Source organism: Clostridium sp. D33t1_170424_F3, assembly GCF_015667585.1.
In the GTDB taxonomy this organism is placed as follows: domain Bacteria; phylum Bacillota; class Clostridia; order Oscillospirales; family Acutalibacteraceae; genus Anaeromassilibacillus.
In genome coordinates this window covers 117,288-133,113 of the sequence record NZ_JADPEG010000009.1, presented here as the reverse complement: position 1 = coordinate 133,113, position 15,826 = coordinate 117,288, and the positions used below count along the sequence as shown (strand labels likewise).

16 protein-coding genes and 1 other RNA gene are annotated in these 15,826 nt (G+C 49.1%); 11 read left to right on the top strand and 6 right to left on the bottom strand.

Annotated features, from left to right (window positions below):
- Positions 1-82: 82 nt before the first annotated feature.
- Positions 83-898: a JAB domain-containing protein gene (locus I4V53_RS07985; protein WP_195985164.1), complete on the bottom strand. Its 816-nt coding sequence runs from the start codon at positions 896-898 to the stop codon at positions 83-85.
- Between the two features lie 37 nt (positions 899-935).
- Complete coding sequence (gene pyrE / locus I4V53_RS07980; protein ID WP_195985163.1) at positions 936-1,517, bottom strand: orotate phosphoribosyltransferase; 582 nt, start codon at positions 1,515-1,517, stop codon at positions 936-938.
- 194 nt (positions 1,518-1,711) lie between these two features.
- On the opposite strand from pyrE, the gene I4V53_RS07975 reads away from it, so the two are divergent.
- Genes I4V53_RS07975 through I4V53_RS07960 form a run of 4 tightly spaced genes read left to right on the top strand, consistent with a single transcriptional unit; the run spans position 1,712 to position 4,444 of the window.
- A complete protein-coding gene (locus tag I4V53_RS07975; RefSeq protein ID WP_195985162.1) occupies positions 1,712-2,086 on the top strand; it encodes a GntR family transcriptional regulator in 375 nt (124 codons plus the stop codon).
- A gap of 1 nt (position 2,087) precedes the next feature.
- Positions 2,088-2,960 (top strand): ABC transporter ATP-binding protein, encoded by an 873-nt coding sequence (locus I4V53_RS07970; protein WP_195985161.1) that lies wholly within the window; start codon positions 2,088-2,090, stop codon positions 2,958-2,960.
- Positions 2,957-3,583: an ABC-2 transporter permease gene (locus tag I4V53_RS07965; protein ID WP_195985160.1), complete on the top strand. Its 627-nt coding sequence runs from the start codon at positions 2,957-2,959 to the stop codon at positions 3,581-3,583. Before I4V53_RS07970 ends, I4V53_RS07965 begins: the two co-directional genes overlap by 4 nt.
- Positions 3,584-3,613: 30 nt before the next feature.
- Positions 3,614-4,444: an MBL fold metallo-hydrolase gene (locus tag I4V53_RS07960; protein ID WP_195985159.1), complete on the top strand. Its 831-nt coding sequence runs from the start codon at positions 3,614-3,616 to the stop codon at positions 4,442-4,444.
- A 142-nt stretch (positions 4,445-4,586) separates the two neighbouring features.
- Here I4V53_RS07960 and recR read toward each other — a convergent pair whose 3' ends face one another.
- From recR to ffs, 4 genes are all read right to left on the bottom strand, one after another.
- Complete coding sequence (recR, locus tag I4V53_RS07955; protein WP_195985158.1) at positions 4,587-5,189, bottom strand: recombination mediator RecR; 603 nt, start codon at positions 5,187-5,189, stop codon at positions 4,587-4,589.
- 1 nt (position 5,190) lies between these two features.
- Positions 5,191-5,544: a YbaB/EbfC family nucleoid-associated protein gene (locus I4V53_RS07950; RefSeq protein WP_407921743.1), complete on the bottom strand. Its 354-nt coding sequence runs from the start codon at positions 5,542-5,544 to the stop codon at positions 5,191-5,193.
- Positions 5,545-5,614: 70 nt separating this feature from the next.
- Positions 5,615-7,228, bottom strand: a complete 1,614-nt coding sequence (gene dnaX / locus I4V53_RS07945) for a DNA polymerase III subunit gamma/tau (protein ID WP_195985157.1) — start codon at positions 7,226-7,228, stop codon at positions 5,615-5,617.
- 74 nt (positions 7,229-7,302) lie between these two features.
- Positions 7,303-7,401, bottom strand: an RNA gene (ffs, locus tag I4V53_RS07940) — signal recognition particle sRNA small type.
- 249 nt (positions 7,402-7,650) lie between these two features.
- Here ffs and I4V53_RS07935 point away from each other — a divergent pair.
- The 7 genes from I4V53_RS07935 to I4V53_RS07905 all read left to right on the top strand — a co-directional run bounded on the left by I4V53_RS07935 (position 7,651) and on the right by I4V53_RS07905 (position 15,806).
- Entirely contained in the window at positions 7,651-8,442 is a 792-nt protein-coding gene (locus I4V53_RS07935; protein WP_195985156.1) for a YhfC family intramembrane metalloprotease, read from the top strand.
- A gap of 79 nt (positions 8,443-8,521) precedes the next feature.
- Positions 8,522-9,076 carry an RNA 2'-phosphotransferase gene (locus I4V53_RS07930; RefSeq protein WP_353616499.1) on the top strand — a complete coding sequence of 185 codons (555 nt, stop codon included), beginning with the start codon at positions 8,522-8,524 and terminating at the stop codon, positions 9,074-9,076.
- Positions 9,077-9,450: 374 nt separating this feature from the next.
- A complete protein-coding gene (locus I4V53_RS07925) occupies positions 9,451-10,848 on the top strand; it encodes a sugar transferase (RefSeq protein WP_195985155.1) in 1,398 nt (465 codons plus the stop codon).
- A gap of 22 nt (positions 10,849-10,870) precedes the next feature.
- Positions 10,871-12,043 (top strand): CDP-glycerol glycerophosphotransferase family protein, encoded by a 1,173-nt coding sequence (locus tag I4V53_RS07920; RefSeq protein WP_195985154.1) that lies wholly within the window; start codon positions 10,871-10,873, stop codon positions 12,041-12,043.
- Between the two features lie 84 nt (positions 12,044-12,127).
- Positions 12,128-13,249, top strand: coding sequence for a glycosyltransferase (locus I4V53_RS07915; protein WP_195985153.1), 1,122 nt, complete (start codon positions 12,128-12,130; stop codon positions 13,247-13,249).
- Positions 13,246-14,256, top strand: a complete 1,011-nt coding sequence (locus I4V53_RS07910; protein ID WP_195985152.1) for a glycosyltransferase family 2 protein — start codon at positions 13,246-13,248, stop codon at positions 14,254-14,256. Before I4V53_RS07915 ends, I4V53_RS07910 begins: the two co-directional genes overlap by 4 nt.
- A 17-nt stretch (positions 14,257-14,273) precedes the next feature.
- Complete coding sequence (locus I4V53_RS07905; protein ID WP_195985151.1) at positions 14,274-15,806, top strand: lipopolysaccharide biosynthesis protein; 1,533 nt, start codon at positions 14,274-14,276, stop codon at positions 15,804-15,806.
- Positions 15,807-15,826 lie beyond the last annotated feature (20 nt).

Sequence of the window (15,826 nt, the reverse complement as noted above, 5' to 3'; positions counted from 1 at the left end):
GGTAAACTGCAAAGAAACAGGCTTCGGTAATTCCGTACGGAATTACCGAAGCCTGTTTCTGATTACCGGATTGTTTAAAATTTCAATCATCAAAGTCGTCCGCCGCCCGCATTTCCCGCATCGGTAAACCGGAATCGGAAAATATTTCCGGCTGCAGCCCACTCTCCCGAATCGATGTAAAATCGTCCCCTGCCACAATAATATGGTCGATCAGTAAAATATCTACGGTGCGGAGTGCTTCATAAACGCGGGCCGTCACGCTTAAATCCTGCCGGCTGGGAAGGGCTACGCCGCTCGGATGGTTATGTGAGAGCACCGCATAGACCGCTTTGTTTCTCGTTGCGAGGGAAACTACCTTTTGCACATAAATATTGGAGGTCGTCGCATTTCCCTCATTGATGATATCGCAAAACAGAATCCGGTTGGCACTGTCCAGCAGAAGCAAAACCACCACTTCGTGGGATAACCCGATAAACCGGTGTGACAGGTATTCTCCCATCTCACGATAATCGCACAGCCTTGTGCGGCCGGAATGCCGGTCTTTTTCGTAGCACCGTGCTATTTCCGGAATCATTTTGATATAAGCCGCTGTGACTTCCCCGACGCCTTTTATTTTCACCAGTTCTTCATACGGTGCGTCCAGCACGCCGGAAAAGGAGCCAAACCGACGGATAAGCTCATGCGCCAACGGATTCGTATCGTGGCGCGCCTGGACTGCGTAAAGCAAATACTCCACCTTCTCATGCGGCTCAAATACATCGAGACCGTATTTCAGGCATTTTTTACGCATGCGTTCCCGGTGCCTCCTGTGGAGTTCATCAGCTTCCTTCTTCCGCCGCTTCGCTTCATCCAGATCTTCTGGCAGTTCATTTGATTTACCGGCGGACTTTTTTACCACTGCCCTGCCCCCTTTTGCCAGCAGCTGCCACACCGATTCAGACCTTGCGGCTGCCCGGCTTTACCGGTTCGCCCATGCCGGCTTTGCAAAGCGGGCATTCGTCAGCTTCCCAGGATTCCACATCCACGGAGATGACGGACTTAAACGGCACGCCAAAATCGATTTTACCGCCGGTGCGGTCTACAATTGATCCAACGCCGACAACGTCGCCGCCCGCAGCTTTTACCAGATCAATGACTTCACGGACAGAGCCGCCGGTCGTCACAACATCCTCTACAATCAGCACCTTTATACCGGGCGTCACCACAAAGCCGCGGCGCAGGGTCATCTTGCCCTCTTCATCGCGCTCAGCAAAGAAATTTTCGCATTTGAGAGGACGGCTCACTTCATACGCCATTTGTACTGCGCCCATTGCCGGACCGATAACGACCTGCACGCCGTCGTTCTGGTACTGTTCCGCCAGAGCGGCGCAAAGCTCTTCGCTATACTTCGTATTGCGGAAAATTTTTGCGCACTGCAGATATTTATTGCTGTGCCGGCCGGAAGTCAGACGAAAATGCCCCTCCAGCAAAACGCCTGCTTCCTTGAGGATTTCCATAACTCTTTCCTGTGTGATCATACTGCATTCTCCTTCTCATCTTCAATAGAAATATTGCTAAAATTATAACCCAAAACCACCCGTTTGGAAAGTATTTTATCGATTCCTGTCAGAAAAGATTCTTCTTCTAATATTTTCCTATTGACAAACGCAAATCAATGTTATATTGTATATACACTACATATACAATATAACAGATTGAGGGAGGAACGTAGTTGGAATTATTTATCAGTAATACCGACGGGATCCCAATTTATGAACAGATTGTCACACAAATCAAAAACATGATTTTGAACGGAACATTACAGGATGGTGAAGCTCTCCCCTCCATGCGGTTTCTGGCCAAGGAGCTGCGCATCAGCGTCATTACCACCAAACGCGCTTACGAGGAGCTGGAACACGAAGGGTTTATCACCTCCATCGTTGGCAAAGGAAGCTTTGTTGCCGCCAAAAACGCGGAACTATTCAAAGAACAACAGCTGCGCGCTGTGGAAGAGTTTCTGTCCAAAGCGGTGGAAACCGCCAAAGTCTATGGAATTCCCCTGGAAGAATTACAGGAAACACTTTCAATACTATATGGAGATGATTAATATGCCTACTGAAACATACTGCATTGATACAAAAAATCTGACAAAGCGATACAGCAGCGGCTTCACGCTGGACCACCTGAACCTGCAGGTCCCCACCGGCAGAGTAATGGGCTTGATCGGTGAAAACGGCGCGGGTAAAACCACGACACTGAAACTGCTCCTGAATCTTATAAAAAAGGAGGAAGGCAGTATCCGTCTGCTGGGGCTTGACCCGGAGAAAAACGGTGATTTAATTAAAGAACAAATTGGCGTTGTATTCGACGAAAACCATTTTCACGATAGCTTTTCCATCATGGATATCACAAAAATCATGCGGGGCATTTACAGCAATTGGGATGACGCCGCATTTCAGCGCTACTTGCACGCCTTCCAGCTTCCCAAGGACAAAAAATGCAAGGAGTTTTCCCGCGGCATGAAGATGAAACTCTCCATTGCCGTAGCCCTTTCCCATCATCCCAAGCTGCTGATTCTGGATGAGGCTACCAGCGGTCTGGACCCAGTGGTTCGCGATGAAATCCTTTCTATCTTTTTCGACTTTATTCAGGATGAGAGCCATACCATCCTGATGTCCTCCCACATTACCAGCGACCTGGAAAAGATCGCCGACTACATCACATTTCTGCACGACGGCAAGGTCGTATTCAGCGGCGTCAAGGACGACATTATGGGACAATATGGCATTTTGAAATGCGGCAGCCAGGAGCTGGATACAATCGATTCGGCATTGATTGTTAAAATCCGCAAAGGCAGCTTTGGATGCGAAGCGCTGGTCAAAGACAAAAAGGCGGCACGCCGCCGCTATCCGAATTATGTGATAAACAACCCCAGCCTGGAGGACATTATGGTATTTTATGTGAAGGGAGAAAACAAATGAAAGGCTTTATTTTAAAGGAATTCCTTCTCTTAAAGAAGGGCATGGGCCCTTATTTCGCATTTCTGATGGTTGCGGCACTGTTTTTCAGCATCACCGCCGGAGTTACCGCCACTGCTTCCATGATTCCGTTCTTTTTTTCAATTTTAATTATCAGCACCTTTTCTTACGACGACATGGCGCGATGGGATCCCTTTGCTGTTTCCACACCCGTTTCCAGAAAGCGAATTGTAAACGCCAAATATATTACCGCCTTTCTCTTTTCGCTGTTGGGCGCCCTTACCTCCGGCTTGATCAGCCTGGTGGTCCTGCTGATTCAAGGGAAGCCCTGGACATTCGAAATAACCCTGTGCATACTTGTGGCAATGGGCTCCTCCCTGTTGCTGAACGTCATCATGCTCCCTTTGATCTACCGGTTTGGGGCGGAAAAAGCAAGACTGTTCTTAATTCTGCTTATTTTCATCCCTGTTGGTCTGGGGATTCTTGTACAAAATATGGGTTTTCAGATTTCCGTCGGGCAGGAAACGGTTGTCGGTTTCATGGCACTTTCCCCGGTTCTGGCATCCCTGCTATTGATCCCCTCGTGCATGATCTCTCAGCGCATTTACACAAACAAGGAATTTTGACAGTCCCTTCTACGGATAAGGAGAAGTAAAATGCATGTGCAAACGCTTGTGGAAAACACTTCCCATATTGCAGGTTTACAGGAAGAACACGGCCTGAGCCTTTATGTTGAAACGGGCCGCCACAAAATTCTGTTCGACACCGGTGCAAGCGCCCTGTTTGCCAAAAACGCCGCCGCAATGGGAATTGACCTTTCCTCGATCGATCTGGCTGTCCTCTCCCATGGACACTACGACCACGGAGGCGGACTGGCTGCATTTTTAGAGCTGAACCAAACCGCGCCGGTCTATCTTCAGGAAGAGGCCTTCGGCGCATATTATTCCAAAACATCTGCCGGCTTTTCGTTTATTGGCTTGGATTCCTCCCTGAAAGACAGCCTTCGTCTTATCCCCGTACACAATCACCTGCTGATTGAGGAAGGCTTGGAACTGTTTTCTCACATCCACGGACCGCATCCCCAGTCTGACAGCAATCAAAACCTTTATATACGGAAAGAAAACACTTACAAGCCGGATCCTTTTATTCATGAGCAGAATCTGGCTCTTACGGAGGGAAACTGCCGTGTCCTTTTGGCTGGCTGCGCACATTGCGGAATCCTTAACATCCTGGAAGAATACAAACGCCTGTTTGGCGGCTGCCCGGATTATGTAATCGGCGGGTTTCATTTGACAAGTCCCCGTACAGGAAGGTGTGCAAATACTTCCATGATCAAAGAGCTCGCCAAAACATTAAAGGAGACTCCCACTGTTTATTATACCTGCCATTGCACGGGACCGGAAGCCTACCAGATTCTAAAAGAACAAATGGATGAACAAATACAGTATATTTCTACTGGAATATCCCTGCAGTTACCGCATACATAAAAAGCAGAATGGTTCAGTGACGATGAACTTTATGCATAACTTCGCAGGACTGCTTATGAAATGTTCCTCTGCCTTTTACCCTTTTAAATTTCATCTTATAAAAAACAGAGCCGTCTAAAAGACGGCTCTGTTTTGTGCAATTTTAAATTTCACTGCGTCCCTCGATCGCACGGGAAAGTGTCACTTCGTCTGCATATTCCAAGTCGCCGCCCACGGGAATACCATAGGCAAGCCGCGTCACTTTTACGCCCAGCGGCTTCAGCAAATGGGAAATATACATTGCCGTCGCTTCGCCCTCCACAGTGGGATTGGTCGCCATAATGACTTCCTGTACCTCGCTGTTTCCAACACGCGCCAGAAGCTCCTTGATACAAAGCTGCTCCGGCCCGACGCCGTTCAGCGGGGAAATTGCACCGTGCAGCACATGATACGTCGCATTGAATTCATGCGTCCGCTCCAGCGCAATGACGTCACGCGGGTCCTCCACCACACAGATAATGGAAGGATCGCGGTCCTTATCCCGGCAGACCGGACAAAGCTCCTGATCTGTCAGGTTGCAGCAAACTTTGCAGTAATGAATCTTCTCATGCGCCTCCAGAATCGCGTTGGCAAAATTAGCCGCGCCCTCCTTGGAAAGGCCCAGCACATAATAGGCCAGCCTCTGCGCACTCTTATGACCGATTCCGGGCAGCCGCTCGAATTGTTCGATCAGACGCGACAGCGGAGCTACATTATAAGAAGGCATTTTACAGGATTCCCGGCATATTAAAGCCGCCGGAAATTTTTTCCATCTTATCGGCCTTTTCCTCAGAAGCAGCACGCAGCGCTTCGTTTACCGCACCGCGAACCAAATCCGCAAGCATCTCTACGTCTTCCGGATCCACAACTTCCGGTTTGATCTCGATGGACTGTACTTCCAGACTGCCGCTGACGGTCGCTTTTACCGCGTCGCCGCCGGCTGTCGCCGTATATAACTTTTTATCCAGCTCCGCGCTGGCCGCGTCCATCTCCTCCTGGATTTTCTGCGCCTGGCGGGCAAGCTGCTGGATGTTTGCAGAATTTCCCCCGCCGTAACCCTGTGGTAATCTTGCTTTCATGATAAAAACCCCTTTTCAAAATTTTAGGCGCCCTTTTGGGCGATTTTATTCAACCATACTAATTGTTGGTATTTTACACTTTTGTAACCGGGATGCCCGCATCCTCTGCGGCCCCGGCCAATTGCAGAAGCGGGTCCGCCTGCTGCTCTTCCGCTTTTTTAGAGCGATACGGGCCAAGCTTGTACACCCTCCCGGTCACCTGTTGAATCGCTTCCCGCATTTTATCCCGCTGCGCCGATTTCCGAAGCAGTTCAAAAGCCATCTCCTTCGGCGCATCGATTAAAACATAATCTCCACTGACATAAGCGGAAGACCCGGTAAACGCGGCGGAAATTGCTGCGGAATATTCTTTGAGCACATGCAAGATCTCCGGCCACTCCGCAAGGCGTTTCGCCTCCTGTTTGAGTTGCTGCGATTTTTCCTCTGCCTTTGGCGCGGGCAGCGTTTCCTCCGCAGCAGAAACCTCTTCCCGAACCGGTTCCTCCGGCAATTCCTTTGCGGTTGGCGCTTCCGGTAGAGCTGGTTTCTGCTTCGCCGCCGGAACCCTGGTCACCCCGCGCTCCAACGCCTCAATCCGGCGCACAAGCGCGTCAGCGGTGTCGTCCAGCTCCGGAGAACAAAGCTTAATCAACGCCATTTCCATTTCAATCCGCCGGTCCCCGCCGCGGTACATCTTTTCCAAAGCGGCCTGCATTCCGTCCAAGCAGTGCAGAATCACCGGCAAAGGTGTGGAAAGGGCCTGTTTTGTCATCTTTTCAAACTCATCATCCGGCACGGCAAGAATCCCGCGCGCATTTTTCATGGTTTTAATCAGCATCAGCCCGCGGAAATGAGAGGACAATTCCTCACAGAGCCGCGCCATATCTTTGGAAGACCGATGCATCTGGTCCACAATTTCCAGTGCGGCAGCCGAATCGTGTTCCTGTACGGCGGCAGACAACATAAACAGGTGGTCGCGCCCCACAAGACCGACCGTCTCCTGCACAACGTCCAGTGAAACCGTTTTACTGCGTCCCAGACACTGGTCCAGCAGGGAAAGCGCATCGCGCAGAGCGCCGTCCGCCAGACGGGCCAGCAGTAAGCCTGCCTGCTCGTCCAACACAGCCCCTTCCTGTTCTGCAACATAGGAAAGACGCTGGGCAATTTCCTGCGGAGGAATCCGCCGGAAATCAAAACGCTGGCACCGCGACAAAATCGTTGCGGGCAGTTTGTGGACTTCCGTGGTGGCCAGGATAAAAATCACATGTTCCGGCGGCTCTTCCAGCGTCTTTAACAGCGCATTAAAAGCGCCTGTGGAAAGCATGTGGACCTCGTCAATAATGTAAACCCGGTATTTTGCAGCGGCAGGCGTAAAGTTTGCTTCTTCCCGCAGGGAACGGATATTGTCGACACCGTTATTGCTGGCGGCGTCAATCTCCACGATATCCATTACGGAACCGTTTTCAATTCCACGGCATATTTCGCATTCTCCACACGGGTCGCCGTCTTTCAGGTTCAGACAGTTGACCGCTTTTGCCAAGATTTTGGCACACGTTGTTTTACCTGTTCCTCTGGAACCGGTAAACAGGTATGCGTGCGCAATCCGGCCCGCCGTCAGCTCGTTTTTGAGCGTGGTGGTTACCTGCGGCTGCCCCACTACATCGGCAAAAACCTGCGGGCGCCACTTCCGGTACAATACTTTATACATACCGCGCACCTCCTCAAACAAACGGAAAGCAAGGACAGCCGCCTTGCGACGGTATCGTGTAACAGGATATGCAGACGAACAGACCACCTGCATCGCACCGGGCAACTCCGCTTAATGCTGCTCGGTTCCCCGCCTGACATGGTTCACGGCGCCCCGTCGTACAGAGCCCGCCCGCCTGCATATCCTGTTACACGCATTGCTGCCTTGCTTTCTCAGCGAGCTATGCTGTAAGGCATAAATCACCTGACTTTTGCTATTATAGCTTATTTTATGTAAAAAGGCAAGAGTCAACTGCAATCGTTTTATAAAAGTTCATTCATTTAAAATTCCACAGTTTTCTTCTGCTTTTCCGTGCCTTTTTCTTGACATTCCATAAAATCCACCCTATGATAATGCTGAATATAGAAAGGGGTTTAACTTCTATGACCGTTGCACCTTCTGTTTTGATCGCGTTTGGCGTCGGCGTTTTTTTTACATTGGTTTGCCCGCTGCTGCTGCTGGTCTTTTTGGGCATTCGTAAGAGGATTTCACCCGTTCCCGTTGTGGTCGGTGCGCTTACTTTTTTTATTTCACAGATGGTTCTGCGCATTCCCATCCTGAACGCGTTATCTGGACAGCAATGGTTCCAATCGTTCGCCGCCTCGCAGCTCATCGCTTACCTTCTGATCCTGTCCTTTACCGCAGGCCTGTTTGAGGAATCCGCCCGGCTGGTCGGCGTCCGCTTCTTCTGTAGAAAGCACCGGGCCTATACAGATGCAATCTCCTTTGGACTTGGGCACGGCTTCTGCGAGGCCATCCTGCTGGTGGGCTTTACACATCTCAATTCCCTGATTTACGCGGTAATGATGAACACCGGCTCCTTTTCCATCTTGGCGGAAGCTTCCCCACAGGCGGCTGAACAAATTACCGCAGCGCTTACGTCTGCGCAGGCCTCCACCATATATCTGGCCATTTTGGAACGCGTATTTGCCGTGCTGTTCCATCTGTTTGCCACCATGCTGATTTTTCAGGGCGTCAACCGCCGCCGTTCCTTTCCATATTATATATTGGCTATTCTGGCGCATACCATTTTTAATTTTGTGAGCGTATTGCTGATGCAATACGCCGGCATATGGGCCAGCGAACTTTTCCTATGCTTTGGCGGCATTTTTTCGCTGATTTATTTGCTGCGAGCCCGACGAGACTTTCCCGCAAATTCTTTTCATTTGTCTTAATACAGGACAGCCGGAGCAAGCATCCGGCTGTTTGCTTTTCCAGACGAGTTCTTTTCTTCATGATTTTATCTAAAGGAGCATACCTATAGAACAATCCAAAAAGGATATAGAGCTTGGCCGTTTCCTCAGTCTCGTCCTGCGCCACAACCCGCAGGCGGCCTGTGTACAGATGGATACACACGGATGGGTGGACGTCGACAACCTGTTGAAAGGCTGCCGCCGGGCGGGAAAGTCTCTCGACCGCGAAGCTCTTGAGCGCATTGTACGGGAAAACAATAAGCAACGCTACATCTTCAATGAGGACCACAGCAAAATACGCGCTAACCAGGGGCATTCCCTGCCCGTTGACGTCGAGCTTCGCCCCGCTAAACCGCCTGCCGTGCTTTATCATGGGACTGCGACCCGCTTTTTAGACAGTATCCGGTCACAGGGCATTACGCGCCAATCCCGTCAGTTTGTGCATCTGTCCTCCGACCCGGAAACCGCAAAGCATGTTGGTTCCCGTCATGGAAGCGCTGTCGTATTACAGATTGACGCGGCTGCAATGGAACACGATGGAATTCTTTTCTATTTCTCTCAAAACGGTGTGTGGCTCTGTAAACAGGTTCCTACCGCATATATTGTTAATTTATAGCAGCCAGAAACGTCACGCTCACTTTATCATATTTATACAGTTACACTGTAAAGCTGTATAAATATAAGCCTATTAAATCACTCGGATTTTCAAATAATTTCACAAAAATACCGCATTAATTAACTAAATCTTGTAAGCCTTCTATTTTAATTTTTATAACAACTTATACATTCCAACAGATTGACCAAATCATAGCACTTAAAAAGAAAATATAAAACAAAAATATCGAATTATACAAAGCTTCGTTTTATCACCTTGATTTTTGTCGTAAAAATGTTAGAATTTATAAAAAGGATTATCGTATTTGTTTTTAGGGAAGGTATCGGCGCAATGGTTCGGAGTAAAATTTTGTCTAAATTGAGGGGATCTGCTGAATGAACATCAAAACGTACAAAAACTTCTTCATTGATATGATGGTCATGTGCTTTGACTTATTCCTTGTATTCAGTTCGCTTTTTATCCCATTTCAATTTCGCTGGGAAATTTTTGAGGGCATCCACTTGGTCTTTCCTGTTACATTTACCGTTACGCTGCTTATATTATTCCATATTTTCGAAATTTACAGCCGTATCATACGAAGGACCTATGAACTGGGCATCTCCATTATCATCTGTCTGACTTTAGCCTCCTTTGCTGCTGTTTTAGTGACCATGCTTTTCGACATCACTCTCCTTGCAGCAAATTGGTGGCGTTTTTTATTGTCTTTTGCACTTGCGTTCGTTTTAATCCTGTCCGAAAAAATGCTTTCGGTCTATATCATCAATAAATTTGTTGTTCCCCCCAAGCTTCTGGTTGTGGAATCCAAGGATGTGGACAGCAAGCTGGCCCGAAAAATCAAGTACGCCTATGTATCAATCAGCAACGACGCATGGTATGAGCTGATCGATACAAATGACGAGGCTTTTTTGGATGACCTGCTGCAAAACAGATTGCAGGCGTTTGACAGCGTATTCGTTTCCAATGACATCGAAGCCAAGGCACGCAACCAGATTATTTCCAAAGCCATTGAACTGAACAAGGAAATTTATATTCTTCCAACGCTTTATAACATTATGAATCAATACGACATCGTCAATTTTGAAGACACGCCTCTTCTGCATTTAAGAGGCTTTCAGCCGTCCCGTTTTACGATTTTCACCAAACGTGCGGTTGATCTGTTCTTTTCCTTTATTGGTTTGGTGATCGCTTCCCCGATCATGCTTCTCTGTGCAATCGCCATTCATTTTGACTCCAAAGGCCCTATCCTCTATACACAGGAGCGCGTGACGCTGCATGGAAAGGTCTTTAAGATTTATAAATTCCGCACCATGATCAACGACGCGGAAAAACTGTCCGGCGTCATGCTCTCTACAGAAAACGATCCCCGTATTACAAAAGTCGGAAAAATTCTGCGCAGCACGCGTCTTGACGAGCTGCCGCAGCTGGTAAATATTCTTATGGGAGACATGTCCATTGTTGGGCCCCGCCCGGAGCGTCCGGAATTTGTAGCGGAATACAAGGAAACCATTGAGAATTACGAAAAACGGTTCCTGGTCAAGGCCGGCCTGACCGGTATGGCACAGGTCTATGGACGTTATGACACCAAAACAGAGGATAAAACGCTGTATGATCTGCTGTACATTAAAAATTATTCCATTGCGCAGGACATCAAGTTGATTCTTATGACCGTTAAAGTCATGTTTCTGAAGGAAAGCTCACAGGGGGTTCGTCAGGAACCGAATTACACCTCTTCCACTTCGGCAGGGACTTCAAAATCCCCTCCAACAAAATAACATTGGGAGCAGAGTACAAAGAATGGGAAAATTAAGACGGTACGCCGTATATGCAGGATGCATTCTACGTTATTTTCTCGCATGGTTTGTCGGGTTATTTGCACGTTTTACTCCCGCATATAAAGATTTGTGGATTCTCGCGGAACGCGGCGTCGATGCCCGCGACAACGCCTACCATCTTTTCCGCCATCTCACACAACAGCATCCGGAAATCAACGCCGCTTATGTCATCGACCGGCACTCTCCCGATTACCAGCGGGTATGCAATTTGGGACGCATCATACAGCACGGGAGCTTCAGACATTATCTGGCGCTCGCCTGCGCAAAAGCAAAAATCAGCACCCATGTTATGGGGTACGCTCCTAACATCTATCTTTTCACCCTGCTGGACCGGTACGGCCTGATTCAGGGCAAGAAAATCTTTTTGCAGCACGGCATTATTCTGAATGACATACCGGCGCTCTATTATCCAAAAGTACATCTCGATTTATTCGTCTGTGGCGCGAAGCCGGAATACGAGGATATTTCCAGCCGCTACGGCTATCCACAGGGCGTTGTACAACTGCTTGGTTTGTGCCGCTACGATCGGCTGTTAAAAGAGCACACGGAAAAACGGCAGATTCTCCTGATGCCGACCTGGCGCGCCTATCTGAACCACTGCAGCGACATGGAAGTGTTTCGTGAAAGCGAATATTACCGGGCACTCAGCGGACTGCTGGACCACCCCCGCTTCCATGCCCTGCTGGAACAATACGATTACGAGGCGGTACTGTACCTGCATCAGGAATTCCAACGCTTCACACCTCTTTTTTCCGGGAACCATCCCAGGGTAAAAATTGCAGACCTTGCAAACAACGACGTGCAGGAGTTGCTGATGGAGTCCAAGCTGCTGATTACCGACTATTCCAGCGTCTTTTTTGATTTTGCATATATGGAAAAGCCTCTGGTTTTTTATCAGTTTGATGAAGAAAAGTTTTTCGCCACCCAATACCGGCGCGGATATTTTCAATATCGCGAAGACGCCTTCGGCCCGGTTTGTACCCATAAAAATGATGTGCTCGATTTCATCCAGGACCGTCTGGAAAACGGGATGCAGGTTTCCTCCCCCTATCGGGAACGAATCCAGGCGTTCTTTGCTGATCGCAGCACAGATAACTGCGCACGTACTGTTGCCGCAATTCGCGCGCTTCTTTAAAAAGCCCCTCCGCGGGGGGACCGGAAAACACCGGCTCTCCGCGGCTGGGCTTTTGCTCGTAAAAGTTCGTAAAGGAGAATTTCAATGCAGCCAATGATCAGTATCGGCGTTGCCATTTATAATGTAAAAACTTACCTGCCCGCCTGCCTGGACAGCGTTCTGGCACAGCAATCTGAGGAAATAGAAATCCTGTTGGTGGACGATTGTTCCAGCGACGGCTCCGCCGCCCTGTGCGACGCCTATGCGGAAAAGGACGCGCGCGTCCGCGTGATTCACTTTCCTGAAAACCAGGGGATTTGTGAAGTCCGCAACACAATCATACGGGAGTCCAGGGGACAATGGATCTATTTCGTAGACGGAGATGATTTGCTGCCGGAATGGTTTGCCGAGACGGCGCTGGCCTTGCGGGACGATCCACACGACGTGGTGTTCTTCGATTATGCCGGTTACTGGAAAGACCGTCCGCAGCAGGTGCCGCCGTCCAGCGAAGAAACCATCGAGTTGACGCCCGAAACCATTGATTCCTACTGTATTTCCTGTGTTTCCGGCGCGCCCTGCCAGCCGGAGGATGAACGGATCCGCCGGGTGCTGTGCACCTCCGTATGGGCTAAAACCTACCGGCGTGCGTTTTTGACGGAGCACAACCTGCTCTTCCCCGACCGGCAGAAAAAATCTCAGGATGTAATTTTCAACACGCTGGTCTTCCATTACTGTCAGTCGGCGTGTTACCAACCAAAGGTTATGTACTATTATCGCACCAACGAAGGCTCTGTCTGCAACCGGTATAACCCCGACTATATCCCGGTGATGAATTCCCTGATGCAGCACAATCTTACGCACATCAAGGCGTTTTATCCAGGTCGCGAGGACGTAATGGACGATTTCTACCGGTACCGTGTTGTCGGTATTGTATTGGACTATATGCGTCTCGATCTGTTCCACAAGGACAATCCCAAAAGCAGGAAACAGCGCAAACAGGAATTTCTGGCTTTTCTGGATTCCCACCCCTATTTGGACGCCATGTCCCACCTGGACCTGAACCTTTATTGGCTGGAACGGCAGTTACTGTTAAAATGCGCTCAAAAGCGTAGATTTTCTTTCCTGTCATTCATCCATAAAAAACCATGGACATTGAAATTGTACGGGGGTATAATGAATCGAATCAACCGTTGTAAAAAAGTTTTCCATCGGGAGGGCGGCAGATGAAAAAAGTCAGCATTGTCGTACCCGTTTACAATATGGAACAGTTTATCGAAAGCGGCGTCCAATGCTTACGGGATCAAACATACCCGGAGATTGAAATCCTGTTGATTGACGACGGTTCCACCGATCACAGCGCCTCCCTGTGCGACCGCATGGCGGAATCCGATCCCCGGATCCGCGTTGCGCACACCAAAAATCAGGGGCCCGGGCCGGCGCGCAATTTGGGAATGGAACTGGCGACAGGAGAGTACCTGCATTTTTTCGATGTCGACGATTATCTGTATCCGCAGGCCGTCGCTCTGTTGGTTGAGGCGATGGAAAAGACCAACGCCGATCTGGTGGTCGGCGGCTTTGAGGTGGACGATCAGAATAAAAACAAGCGCGCCATCCCCAAGGCCGACCATCTGCTTTTGACCGGAGAACAGGTTCGGCAGAACTTTTATCCCCACATGTTTATGTACGGCGAACAGGGAATTCTGCAATCCGCATGCTTTAAGCTGTTTCAGACGAGGGCCGTTCGGGAAAACAATATCCGGTTTCCCTCCTTGCGCCGGAACGAAGATGAGGTTTTTCTTGTCGAGTTTGTAAACGTTGCCAAATCCGTCTATTTTATCCCGGACATTCTCTATCGCTATTATGCCAATGACCACGCGCGGCTTTGGAAAAAGGTTACCTACGACTATTTTGACATCATCCGCGTCTCTTCCAACCGGATCATCACATTGGTTTTGGGATGGAACCCGGAAAACGTGGAAGTGCGCAACAAATTACTGGGAGATTTTTACTACAAGACCTTTCAAAGCATCTGGTTTCTGTTTAATCCCAATGTGAAACGCACACACCGCCAGCGGTATGATAGAATGAAAGAGATTACGGAAAGTTTTTTAAGCGATCTGCCCTGCCGCGATTTTGGAGAAAATCCTGCTGTCTATCGGTATATGTGTAAAAAACAGTATGGATTGTTATATCTGCGGATGGCTTATTTTACATGGAAGCACCGGAACGACTGACGAACGGAGGAAGCGATTTGAGAGCAAAAGCCACCATCAAAAATTCCCTTTGGGGCTTTATACAGCAGGTGGTCATCTGCATCCTCAGTCTGGTTTCCCGCCGCGTCATGCTCGACTCCATCGGAATTGACGGTGTTGGCCTCAACGGCCTGCTGGTCAATGTGCTGGCGCTGCTTTCCCTGGCGGAAATGGGCGTCGGTTCCGTAATCATCTACCACATGTACGCGCCGCTCGCCCAGGGAGACCAAAAGGAAATTTGCCGCCTGATGCATTTCTATAAGGGGATCTACCGCTTCATTGCCGCGGTAATCACCGCGATCGGTCTGTTGATGATTCCCTTTCTTCCTTACATTGTGAAGGGGGTCCACTACAGCCAGGGCTATATTACGGCTGTATTCCTGCTGTTCCTTGCACAAACGGTTTCATCCTATTTCTTCTCTTATAAACGTTCCCTGCTGTCCGCCGACCAAAAGCAATATGTCATTACCATCATCGACCTGCTTTTCCGTATCCTGACCGTCATCGGCGGCATTGTTGTCCTGATCCTGACTCGGGAATTGATTTATTATCTGGTCTTTTTGATTGTGGTCGGCATTCTGAACAATCTGGCGGTCTCGTTCCGCGTCAACCAGCTCTATCCTTACATCAGGAACGCGACAGATGCTCTTTCTCCGGAACGCCGCAAGAGCATTTTCCGCAATGTGCGCGATCTGTTTATTGGCAAGCTGTCCTGGACGATTACCAGCTCTACGGACAATATTCTGATTTCCGCCCTGGTGGGAACCATTCAGGTTGGCATGTACTCCAACTATACGATCATCATTAACACGTTGACCAACGTGATGAACCAGTTCTCCGCCGCAATGAGCGGAAGCATCGGGAACCTGCTGGCCACGGAGTCCAAGGAATACATCGATACGGTGCTGCACCGGCTGCTATTTGCCATGTTCTTCATATCCGCCTTTTGCAGCGCCTGCCTGATCTGTCTGATCAACCCCTTTGTAGCGCTGATGTTCGGAGAAAACCTGGTCCTTGGCCTGGACATTGTCTCGATCTGTGTGTTCAACTTTTTTCTGATGACCATGCGCATTCCCGTCTGGAATATGCTTTCGGCATCCGGCCTGTTTCAGAAAGACAAATACATTTCCATTATCGGATCCACCATTAATCTGGTGGTATCCTTTGTTTTGGGAATGCGAATCGGCATGTTAGGCATTTTGATTGGCACGACCAGCACTTATCTCATCCAATACATTTTAAAAATCATCTTGTTTTATAAGTCTTTTCTTGCAAAGAGCTGCAAAAGGGTTTTCCTCTGGTTGGGCGCCTATCTGGTTCTGGCCCTTGTGGAGTCCGCCGCCGCGTTCTGGCTCTGCGGCTTCATTTTCACCGGACAGGTATATGTGGATTTTATCCTGAAGGGCATCGTAGCCGCCGTCCTTCCCCTTTGCCTGAACGTGATTCTGTTCTGCCGGACCGAACCGTTTCGCTATCTGTTCAATCTTGGGAAAAAGATGATTGGAAAATATAAGGGAACGCCCGCGTCATAAAAACCAACGCAGAGAAAGAG

Bases quoted from the DNA above. Each gene is read 5' to 3' on its own strand.
- pyrE (WP_195985163.1), bottom strand. From the start codon at position 1,517: ATGATCACACAGGAAAGAGTTATGGAAATCCTCAAGGAAGCAGGCGTT.
- I4V53_RS07970 (WP_195985161.1), top strand. From the start codon at position 2,088: ATGCCTACTGAAACATACTGCATTGATACAAAAAATCTGACAAAGCGA.
- I4V53_RS07965 (WP_195985160.1), top strand. From the start codon at position 2,957: ATGAAAGGCTTTATTTTAAAGGAATTCCTTCTCTTAAAGAAGGGCATG.
- I4V53_RS07960 (WP_195985159.1), top strand. From the start codon at position 3,614: ATGCATGTGCAAACGCTTGTGGAAAACACTTCCCATATTGCAGGTTTA.
- recR (WP_195985158.1), bottom strand. From the start codon at position 5,189: ATGCCTTCTTATAATGTAGCTCCGCTGTCGCGTCTGATCGAACAATTC.
- dnaX (WP_195985157.1), bottom strand. From the start codon at position 7,228: ATGTATAAAGTATTGTACCGGAAGTGGCGCCCGCAGGTTTTTGCCGAT.
- I4V53_RS07935 (WP_195985156.1), top strand. From the start codon at position 7,651: ATGACCGTTGCACCTTCTGTTTTGATCGCGTTTGGCGTCGGCGTTTTT.
- I4V53_RS07925 (WP_195985155.1), top strand. From the start codon at position 9,451: ATGAACATCAAAACGTACAAAAACTTCTTCATTGATATGATGGTCATG.
- I4V53_RS07920 (WP_195985154.1), top strand. From the start codon at position 10,871: ATGGGAAAATTAAGACGGTACGCCGTATATGCAGGATGCATTCTACGT.
- I4V53_RS07915 (WP_195985153.1), top strand. From the start codon at position 12,128: ATGCAGCCAATGATCAGTATCGGCGTTGCCATTTATAATGTAAAAACT.
- I4V53_RS07910 (WP_195985152.1), top strand. From the start codon at position 13,246: ATGAAAAAAGTCAGCATTGTCGTACCCGTTTACAATATGGAACAGTTT.